Origin of the sequence: Raskinella chloraquaticus (SeqCode) (assembly GCF_021731865.1) — a bacterium.
In the GTDB taxonomy this organism is placed as follows: domain Bacteria; phylum Pseudomonadota; class Alphaproteobacteria; order Rhizobiales; family UBA4765; genus Raskinella; species Raskinella chloraquaticus.
Genome location: NZ_JAKFWN010000007.1, coordinates 19,406 through 28,714, shown reverse-complemented (window position 1 = coordinate 28,714; position 9,309 = coordinate 19,406). Strand labels below are relative to the sequence as shown.

General features: G+C 61.1%; 9 protein-coding genes. 1 reads left to right on the top strand and 8 read right to left on the bottom strand.

The window, feature by feature from the left end; all coding sequences use genetic code 11:
• The 7 genes from ACINK1_RS04080 to ACINK1_RS04050 form a co-directional block, all read right to left on the bottom strand.
• Nucleotides 1-982, bottom strand: a 982-nt coding sequence (locus ACINK1_RS04080; RefSeq protein ID WP_395759982.1) for an amidohydrolase family protein, incomplete at its 3' end; no start/stop codon positions are given.
• Complete coding sequence (locus tag ACINK1_RS04075; protein ID WP_376800001.1) at nucleotides 982-2,487, bottom strand: amidase; 1,506 nt, start codon at nucleotides 2,485-2,487, stop codon at nucleotides 982-984. The genes ACINK1_RS04075 and ACINK1_RS04080, both read right to left, overlap by 1 nt.
• Nucleotides 2,484-3,902 (bottom strand): M20 family metallopeptidase, encoded by a 1,419-nt coding sequence (locus tag ACINK1_RS04070; RefSeq protein WP_376800000.1) that lies wholly within the window; start codon nucleotides 3,900-3,902, stop codon nucleotides 2,484-2,486. The genes ACINK1_RS04075 and ACINK1_RS04070 overlap by 4 nt, the downstream gene beginning before the upstream one ends.
• A 34-nt stretch (nucleotides 3,903-3,936) precedes the next feature.
• Nucleotides 3,937-4,851, bottom strand: a complete 915-nt coding sequence (locus ACINK1_RS04065) for a metallophosphoesterase (protein ID WP_376799999.1) — start codon at nucleotides 4,849-4,851, stop codon at nucleotides 3,937-3,939.
• 5 nt (nucleotides 4,852-4,856) lie between these two features.
• Complete coding sequence (locus ACINK1_RS04060) at nucleotides 4,857-5,315, bottom strand: carbon monoxide dehydrogenase subunit G (RefSeq protein WP_376799998.1); 459 nt, start codon at nucleotides 5,313-5,315, stop codon at nucleotides 4,857-4,859.
• A 31-nt stretch (nucleotides 5,316-5,346) separates the two neighbouring features.
• On the bottom strand, nucleotides 5,347-5,808 hold the full coding sequence (locus ACINK1_RS04055) for an Lrp/AsnC family transcriptional regulator (protein ID WP_395759981.1): 462 nt from the start codon (nucleotides 5,806-5,808) through the stop codon (nucleotides 5,347-5,349).
• Between the two features lie 23 nt (nucleotides 5,809-5,831).
• The gene (locus ACINK1_RS04050) at nucleotides 5,832-6,551 is read right to left on the bottom strand and encodes a haloacid dehalogenase type II (RefSeq protein WP_376803875.1); all 720 of its coding nucleotides are present in this window, start codon (nucleotides 6,549-6,551) and stop codon (nucleotides 5,832-5,834) included.
• Nucleotides 6,552-6,706: 155 nt separating this feature from the next.
• On the opposite strand from ACINK1_RS04050, the gene ACINK1_RS04045 reads away from it, so the two are divergent.
• Nucleotides 6,707-7,069 (top strand): DUF427 domain-containing protein, encoded by a 363-nt coding sequence (locus tag ACINK1_RS04045; protein ID WP_376803874.1) that lies wholly within the window; start codon nucleotides 6,707-6,709, stop codon nucleotides 7,067-7,069.
• On the opposite strand, the gene ACINK1_RS04040 is transcribed toward ACINK1_RS04045, so the two are convergent.
• On the bottom strand, nucleotides 7,066-9,243 hold the full coding sequence (locus ACINK1_RS04040; protein ID WP_376803873.1) for a TRAP transporter permease: 2,178 nt from the start codon (nucleotides 9,241-9,243) through the stop codon (nucleotides 7,066-7,068). The two genes, ACINK1_RS04045 and ACINK1_RS04040, sit on opposite strands and share 4 nt — an antisense overlap.
• Nucleotides 9,244-9,309: the final 66 nt, after the last annotated feature.

Here is a 9,309-nt window from a genome sequence, read left to right as displayed (position 1 = left end):
CCGTGGCCTCGTAGCGGAACGGACAATGGTCGGATGAGAAGGTGTGGAACACGCCCTGTTGCAAGCCCTCCCAGATGGCGGCCTGGCTTTCCTTGTCGCGCGGTGGCGGCGAGCACACATATTTAGCGCCCGTCATATCCATGTTGAGGCCCTTCATATCATCCTCGGTGAGCGTGATGTATTGCGGGCAGGTCTCGGCATAGACCGGCAATCCGCGCTGCTGCGCCCAACGGATCTGCTCCATCGCCTCGCGCCCCGAGACGTGGACGATCATCATTGGCACATCGAGCAGTTCGGCATGGCTGATGGCGCGATGCGCCGCCTCGCGCTCGACGATCTGCGGGCGCGAGGGCCCGTGATAATAGGGCGCCGTCTTGCCTTCCGCTTCCAGCCGCTCGGTCAGGTATTTGATGGAATCATAGCCCTCGCAATGAACCATCACGAGCGCCTGCTCGCGCCGCGCTACCGCAAAGACCTCCAGCAATTGCCGATCGTTCAGCACCAGATCATCATAGGTCATGAACACCTTGAACGAGGTGTAGCCGGCCTTGACCAGTGCCGGCAGCTCCTGCCCCAGAACGGTCGGCGTCGGATCGGAAATCACCAGATGGAACGATGTGTCGATCAGGCATTTGCCTACCGCCAGCTCACGATATTCCTCAACGCACTCACGCAAGCCCCGGCCGCGCTGCTGCATGGCAAACGGCATGATGGTAGTGTTGCCGCCAGCAGCAGCCGAGGCAGTGCCGGACGCGAAATCATCCGCCATGACGATCCCTGGCCCCGAGGCCTGGGCGATATGCACATGGCTGTCGATGCCGCCAGGCAATACGAGGAGCCCGCTGGCGTCGATGATTTGACGGGCCCCGTCGATGACATCGGCAACCGCGACGATCCTGCCGCCCCGGATGCCGACATCGGCGCGTACCGTGTCGCTGGCAGTCACGACCGTGCCGCCGCGAATGGCCACATCGTAATCCATTACAGGCTCCTTGGTGCGATTTGCGTACGGTGTTGTGGTGGATGGGTGACGGGTTGATGCAGGCCGGGTTGGGCTTTCCTGAGTTTCTTGTCATCAGGCACGGGCCGGGCGAGCCCCGTTATCTTTGTCATGCTGTCTTCCAGTGCCGCTGCAGCCGACAGCGCGGCGATATCGCCTCTGAAGCGACCGACAATTTGCAGACCGAACGGGAGACCATGCTCATCCCGCCCGGCCGGCAGGCAGATAGCGGGATTGGTCGCAAGCGTCACCACATAGGCAAGTCCGAGCCAGCGATAATAGATGTCAAGCTTCCGGCCATCGATCTCCATCACCGCCGGTTCGCGCCATGGAAATGGCGAAACGGACGCCATCGGTGACAAGATCAGATCGAACTCCTGGTAGAGGTCCTGGAACTGGTTGAAATGCCGGGTGTGATCGTTGTGCGCGCTGCATAAATCGACAAACTGCAGCGACAATCCGAACTCCACATTGGCGCGAACATGCGGGCCAAGAAGATGAGGCGCGTTCCGGTACGTGTCCTTGTGCTTGTCGACGAAACTCGCCGCGCGAAGCACGTCGAAGATGCGGTGCCCGTCGCCAAGTTTTGGCTTTACTTCATCGCAGGAATGGAAGAGATGCCGGATCGCCGCGATCTTGGCACGGAAGGCCTTGCGTACGGATTTTGCAACCGCGCACTGGCCGAAATCCTCGGTGTAGCCGACGCGCAACCGCGACAGATCGCAAGGCGGCAGACTGGCAAGGGCCCGCGCCTCGATTGGCATCGCCAACGGCTCATGGTCATTCATGCCCGCCTGCGCTGACAACAGCAACGCCAGGTCGCCGACGCTGCGCGCCATCGGTCCGGTTACCTGCAGCGGCGACCAGCCAAAGGCGCGCCCCGTATAGGGGACAATGCCGGGAGAGGGGCGAAATCCAACAACGCCGTTGAAGGCAGCCGGCGTGCGCAGCGATCCGCCCATGTCAGAGCCGGTCGCAAGCGCCAGCATGTGGGTTGCAAGCGCCACCGCCGACCCGCCCGATGAGCCGGAAGCGCTGAGCTTTGGGTCAAAGGCGTTACAGGTAGCCCCCCACACCTCGTTGACCGTATTGGCGCCCGCGCCGAATTCCGGCGTGTTGGTCTTGGCGGCGATGATGGCGCCTGCAGCGCGCAGCCGCGCCACCATGGCACTGTCGGCTTTCGGTACGTTGCGGCGATGCTGCATCGAGCCATAGGTGGTGAGAAGTCCCGCTGTGTCGTCGAGATCCTTGATGCCGACCGGCAGGCCGTGCAGCGGCCCCAGCTTGTCGCCAGCCATCATCGCTTTTTCAGCTGCCTTGGCTGCCGCCAGCGCGGCCTTGTCATCTCGCGCGCAGATGGCGTTGACGGCGGGGTTCACCGCGTCCATGCGCGCCTGACAGTCTTTGATGATCTCGACGGGCGAGACTTCGCGCTTGCCGATCATGCGGCGCAGTTCGACGGCGCCCATCATATGAAGATTGCTCATGCCCGTGCCTTCCATGTGCGGGCGGCTGCAAGCGTTGCCGCGCCTGATTGTCCAAGATCCCAGTAAAGCCCTGCCATTGCACCCAGCCCTTCGCGCATCACCTGCGCCAGCACATGCTCATTGGGCGCGTGTTGCGAGCATGCCGGATAGGAATGCGGCACCCACACCGTCGGCAAATCGAGGATTTCACTGAAGACGTCGTTGGGAAGCGAGCCGCCAAGATTGGGCAGGATGACCGGTCGATAGCCGAGCGTCGCAGCCAGGCTGTCCGCTGCCCATTGCGCCCATGGGTGCTCGGGGTCAAGGCGGGTTGCCTTGAAGCTGTCATCGCGCCCGAGTGTAAGGGTAACGCGCTGGAAGCCGTGACGATCAAGATGACGGCGCAGCGCGGGCAGGATGTTGTCGGGATCGATATCAACCGTGAAGCGCAGCTGGCAGCGCGCCCAGGCGCGTGGCGGAATGGCGTTGACCGGTTCGGCTGGATTGCCGCAGGTGAACGCCAGCATCTCGAAACTCGACCAGCCGAAGACCTTCTCGGCCATCGTCAGGCCAGGCTCCCCCCACCACGGCTCCAGCAACGGACCTTTGTCGCCGCTCACAGGTTCGACGCCGGCCAGCGCCTTGCGAACCGAGGGCGGGATGCTGGTCGGCACCCAGTCAGCGATGCGTATCTGCCCCGTCGGGCCAACGATGGAGGCCAGCGCATGCGCCAGTTCAATGCCCGGATTGGAGAGCAGCCCGCCGAAATTGCCGGAATGATGGCCGCCCTGGCGCGCGTCAACGGAAAGATCAATGAGCGCTGCCCCGCGCGTACCCAGATAAAGATTGGCGCGATCAGCCGAGAGGCGCGGGCCGTCCGAGCCGATCAGAATGTCCGCCGCGAAGGCCGCCTTCTCGCGTGCTGCCAACGCCCGCAGGCCGGGCGAGCCCATTTCCTCACCCATCTCGATGAGATATTTGGCATTGAAACCGAGCTTGCCGCGCGTGGCCAGAACCGCCGCGAGCGCTGCGATGTTGACGCTGTGCTGTCCCTTGTTGTCGGCGCTGCCGCGCCCATACCAGCGTCCGTCCCGCTCGATGAGCGACCATGGCGACAAACCCTCTGCCCATTGCCCCTCCTGCCCACGAATAACATCGCCATGGCCATAACCCAGAACCGTTGGCAGGCTGGTGTCTTCGATGCGTTCCGCCAGCAGAAAGGGCGCGTTGGCGCTGGGCTCGTGGAGGAGGCGGCATGTAAAGCCGAGCGTCTCGAGCGCGGGCCGCATCTCGGTTTCGAGATAGCGGACGAGTTCGTCGGCCCGCTCAGCATTCTGGCTCTCGGTCTTGAATCCGACGCGGCGGGCGAGATCGCTTTGAAAGGCGCCGGTGTCGAAATGGTGATGGGCGGCGGCGATCGCTTGAGTGCGGGTCATGGGTGATGAAGTCCTCTTGCTTGGTACCACAAGGCTAGACTGTCCATTCGCGCTTGTCGAAAGTGATATAGGCGCTGCCATCAAAACGCTGGGCGCTGACCGCGATGTGGAAACAATCATCGCTCCTGCTGAGATCGATCAGATTGAAACCTGCCGCAGCCGGGCCTCTCGTCGCTACGGCCGAGGCTGAAGAGGCGCCAGCCAGCACAAGCCTTTTTCCAAGGCACGACAATTGCCGGATGTCGCCGCGATGCGTGTGTCCATGAAGGATGAGCGGGCAATCGTGGCGCGCCATCACGTCAAGGAGCTGATCGCCATCACGCAGACGCTGAAGAGCGCTGAGCTGGGCCGTGTCTGGTGGATGATGAATGTGCAGCACCGGCACCTGCGCCGTACGATCAAGTGCAGCGAGCATTGCGTCCAGCCGTTGCATCTGCGCACGGCCGATTGCGCCTTCGGCGGAGAAGAGCCAGGTAGGGGTGCCGGAGCATAAGGTGATGAGCGCCAGCGGGCCGCTTGACCATACCTGCGGATAAGCCTCGCGTGGATCAGTGGCGGTTGTCGCCCCACCAGGCAGAAATCGTTCCCAATATGTCTGCAAACGGCGGATGGAGGCTGGCGTATAGGGATCGTGATTGCCTAGCGTCAAGGCAAGTGGCGCGATGGACAACAAGTCTGAGAGAATCGTCGCGCCAGCTGCAAATTCGCTCGACATGCCAAGTTCGATGATGTCACCGCTGAGGGCAATTGCATCTGGTTCAGCGCCAGCAATTGCGGCCATTGTCAAATCCAGCCTGAACCGGCTATGCGCGCCGCGACCCCGCAGCCAGTTGATATATCCCAGCACCTGCTTGAGATGGACCGCTTCAATCCACGGCCTGGGCAGCGGCACGGGACTGATATGGAGATCGGAGAGATGGGCGATCCGCACCGCCCGGCCGCGATCCATCGCCGTCAGCCGATGCTGCTGTCCGCAGGTGCGACCGCCTTGCTAAAGGTGGTGAAGAAATCACCGGCGAGTTTCTTCGCGGTGCCATCGATGAGGCGGGCGCCGAGCTGGGCGATCTTGCCTCCAACCTGGGCGTTGACCTCGTAGTGAAGGATCGTTGCCGCCCCATCCTCCTCCAGCCGCACCTTGGCGCCACCCTTGGCAAAACCGGCGACGCCGCCGGCGCCTTCGCCGCTGATGGTATAGCTCTTCGGCGGATCAAGATCGCTGAGCGTCACCTTGCCGGCAAACGAGGCTTTGACCGGACCAATCTTGAGCGTGACGGTCGCTTTCATCTCGCTGTCCGAGAGCTTTTCAATCGTCTGGCATCCGGGAATGCACCCCTTGAGCACCTCCGGATCGTTGAGCGCTGCCCACACTTTCTCGCGGCTGGCCTCGATCCGCTGTTCGCCGGTCATGTCCATCGCGCATGTCTCCTTGACATCAATCGCAAGCTCACGCCTGCCCCACCATCGGATAGGCGGTTGTCGACTTGATCCGCTCCATGGCAAAGCGCGACGTCACGTTTTTGAGCGGTATCGTGCCAATCAGCCGTTTATAAAAACGGTCATAGGCCGCCATATCGGCAACCACGACGCGCAGCATATAATCGACATCGCCCGCCATGCGATAAAATTCCATCACCTCGGGCATCGCCGACGTCGCCTTGGCGAAGGTATCAAGCCACTCCGCCGAATGATCGCTGGTCTCGATTGACACGAAAACCGTCAGGCCGAGACCGATTTTTTCCGGCGCCAGCAAGGCGACGCGCTTGGTGATGATGCCCGCCGCCTCAAGCTTCTGGATACGCTTCCAGCACGGCGTCTGCGAGAGGCCGACCTTATCGGCCAGCTCGGCGATCGACAGGCTGGAATTGTCCTGAAGCTGGACAAGAATCTTGCGATCAATAGCGTCCATGGTGGCGGGTCGCTCCTGTGCGATCAGGCCAGCAATTTGGGCAGATCAGTGAGCCGGTTGACCTCATGATCGGCGACGAAGCCGAGTTCTTCCGGGCGTGAGCGCAGGCGGCGGTACATTTCTGCCGGCCCCACCGGATAGGCCGGTGCGCCCCCTTCGGGCACACGGCGGATCCACGCGACGCGGAACCCGAATGCCTTGGCGCCGGTGACGTCGAAACTGTTCGACGACACAAAGAGCACTTCTTCCGGCTTCACACCGAACTTCTGTTCAACCAGCGCATAGGCGGCGGGATGCGGCTTGAACTTGCTTGCGCCGTCGACGCTGATGGAAGCATCAAGAATCTTGTCGAAGCCAGAATTCTTCACCAGAGAATCGATCATGAACTGGCTGCCATTGGTCAGGATGGCAAGCTTGTAGCTCTTGAGCTGCTCAAGCGCCTCGCGCGATTCCGGGTAGGGGTCGAGATCGAGATATTTCTGAAACAGCGTTTCGATGATGGTCTCTGTGGGCTCGACACCTGCCGCTTTCAGCGAAAACACCAGCGAGGCGCGCGTGAGAAAGGTGAAGTCACGATAGGTCTGAAGCGATGTCTGCAGCCACGTGTATTCAAGCTGCTTGAGACGCCAGATCTGGGTGATGAGATCGCCATGCCCCGGGCACAACTCTTCCGTCTTCTTATAAACCGAGTGAACGTCGTAAAGCGTTCCATACGCATCAAATACAAGTGCCTTGATTGTCATCCTTGAGCCTCTTTTTTTAAACGCCTTACCCTTACCACATTAGGCTCATTAAAAAAAAGTGTAGATCAATCAATAATTCGTTCGCCTGTCGCATTGCTGCCGCCATCCTGCGCCAACGCCTTGGGCGTGGCATGAGACAAAGCGGAGAATGAACCATGAAAGCGATCAGCGCTGACCACCCGATTACCATCACGCCTTATCCGCAGGGTGTGCGTGTACTGTTTGCGGGCGAAGTTCTGGCGCAAACCCGCCGGGCGCTGGCATTGAAGGAAGGCAGCTACCCGCCGGTGCTCTATATTCCCCGCGACGATGTGCGGATGGATCTTTTCCGCAAGACGTCGAACGCCACCCATTGTCCCTACAAGGGGGAGGCCAGCTATTATTCGGCGCTGACCGCCAGCAAAAACTCTGAAAACGCCGCGTGGTCTTATGAGAAGCCTTTCGACCAGATGGCGCAGATCAAGGAGTATTTTGCCTTCTACCCGAACCGCGTTGATGCAATCGAGACGATTGATTAGCCGGTCTCGCGGGGCCTGTGCAGGCGCTGGGCGAGCTGCGAAATGATGACAGGTGCCGCCAGAGCTGCACCCAACACTGCACCAGACGCGCTCACGCTGAGAAGCGGTAGAGCTGCAATGGCGACCAGCCAGCGCTCCCAGGTCTTCATGTCGGTCAGAAAATATCCGGCAAACGCTGTCGACAGCAAAGTGATGCTGCTCATCGTGCACAGCAGGGCGGCGACAAAACCACCGATCGTGAAACCCTTCGCCATGATCAGGATAGACGGGGAAAAGACGAAGACGAAGGGGACGAGCACCTTGCCGAGCGCCAGGCGGAAGGCGGTGTTACCGGCCTTGAAGGGATCGGCTCCCGCCATGCTGGCCCCGGCATAGGCGGCGATTGCCACCGGCGGCGTGATGTCGGCAAGAACCCCGTAATAGAAGACGAAGAAATGGGCAACGAGGTTTTCGACCCCGAGCAGCCCTAGCGCCGGCGCGGCCACCGTCACCATGATGATGTAGGTCGCAGTCGTCGGTACGCCGCAGCCAAGCAGGATGCAGACGATGGCGGTGAGAACAAGCGTGAAAAAAAGCGTCAGGCTTTTCTCCGAAAACGGCAACCACGGCAAAAACGTGTTGAGGCCCACAGCCGCCTGATCAGCCATCGAGGTGACGATCCACGAAATCTTGAAACCGACGCCGGTGAGGGTCACAACGCCGACGATAATGCCCACTGTTGCCGCCGCCGCGCCCACAGCAATGGCGTATTTGGCGCCGACGATGAACGCGTCCACCATGGCAGCAAGGGCTGCGCGCCCATCCTCGCGCGTCAGCACGCCAAGCCCCATCGACAGCGCAGAAAAGAACACGAACGACAGATTGACCACCGGATACCGGAGCACGCCCGAGAGCGCGGCTATGCCGATGGCCGCCGCATAACACAGCGCTGTGAGACGGCGGTCGCGCGACAGGCCAAGCAGCAGACAACCGGTAATCCCCCAGAAGGCGGCAAGGTAGGGTGTGTACCCGCTGAACAGGATGAGAATGAGCACGGCGAGCGGCGCAATCGTCGGCCAATCCTCGCGCAGGGTTTTGCCGAGGGCGGGAATTTCATCGTCCCTGAGGCCGCGCATGCCGGTGCGCTTGGCCTCGAAATGCACCTGCATCAATACGCCAAAAAAATGCATGGCCGCCGGCACGATGGCGGCAATGGCAATCGTTGCATAGGGCAGGTTGAGGAATTCGACCATGAGGAAGGCTGCAGCCCCCATGATCGGCGGTGTGATCTGCCCGCCCGTCGCCGCCGTTGCTTCAACCGCCGCTGCGAAATGGCGCTGATAGCCAAGCCGGATCATCATCGGGATGGTGAGCGAGCCAACCGTCACCGTATTCGCGACCGATGAGCCGGAGATCATGCCAAAGAGGGCGGAACCGAAGATCGACACCTTCGCCGGGCCGCCGGCAAAGCGCCCGGCGAGGGAAGCGGCAATGCCCAGAAAAAGCCGGCCCAGACCCACTTTCGTGGCAAGCACGCCAAACAGAACGAAATGGAAGACATAGGTGGCAACGACACCAAGCGCCACACCGTAAATGCCCTGGCTCGTCAGGTAGAGATGATTGACGAGATTGCCCCACGACGTGCCGGGATGCAGGAAAATGCCTGGAATCCACGGGCCGAGCAGGGCGTAGGCCATGGACCCGAGCGCAATCAGCGGCAATCCCCAGCCAATGGAACGGCGCGTTGCCTCGATGAGAACGATGATGGTGAGGGTCCCCATGACGATATCAATCGGCTGGGGGTTGCCGACGCGCGCTGCCAGATCTTCGAAGATGTAGGGAACATAGAGGCTGGAGACGACGGCAGCGGCAGCCAGCACCCAGTCGTACAAGGGAATGCTGCCGGGCCGCAGCCATGTTGCAGCGCCGGGTGCCTTGCTTTTGCCTGATCGCGCCGCAAAGACAAGAAAGATCAGCCCGCTGACGAACGCCAGATGCAAGCCGCGATGCGTGACTTCACGCAACAGCCCGAAGCCCGCAGTGTAATAATGGAAACAGGAGAGAACGAAAAGCAGCGCGCCGACCAGGAGGCCGGTTCGATCAGGCAATGGGCGGAAGCTGATTTCGGGGTCGAGGTCTTCCTCGAGCTTCCTGATCTCGGCATCCGATGGTGGCGCGCTGAAGGATGTGTTCAAGAATTAGCCTCGTGATCAGCCGCGACGGCACGTCAGAAATAACGGAAATTGCCTGGCGAACATCGC

Coding starts and splice junctions, on each gene's coding strand:
- ACINK1_RS04075 (WP_376800001.1), bottom strand. CDS start 2,487: ATGAGCAATCTTCATATGATGGGCGCCGTCGAACTGCGCCGCATGATC.
- ACINK1_RS04045 (WP_376803874.1), top strand. CDS start 6,707: ATGAAAGCGATCAGCGCTGACCACCCGATTACCATCACGCCTTATCCG.
- ACINK1_RS04050 (WP_376803875.1), bottom strand. CDS start 6,551: ATGACAATCAAGGCACTTGTATTTGATGCGTATGGAACGCTTTACGAC.
- ACINK1_RS04065 (WP_376799999.1), bottom strand. CDS start 4,851: ATGGATCGCGGCCGGGCGGTGCGGATCGCCCATCTCTCCGATCTCCAT.
- ACINK1_RS04060 (WP_376799998.1), bottom strand. CDS start 5,315: ATGGACATGACCGGCGAACAGCGGATCGAGGCCAGCCGCGAGAAAGTG.
- ACINK1_RS04055 (WP_395759981.1), bottom strand. CDS start 5,808: ATGGACGCTATTGATCGCAAGATTCTTGTCCAGCTTCAGGACAATTCC.
- ACINK1_RS04070 (WP_376800000.1), bottom strand. CDS start 3,902: ATGACCCGCACTCAAGCGATCGCCGCCGCCCATCACCATTTCGACACC.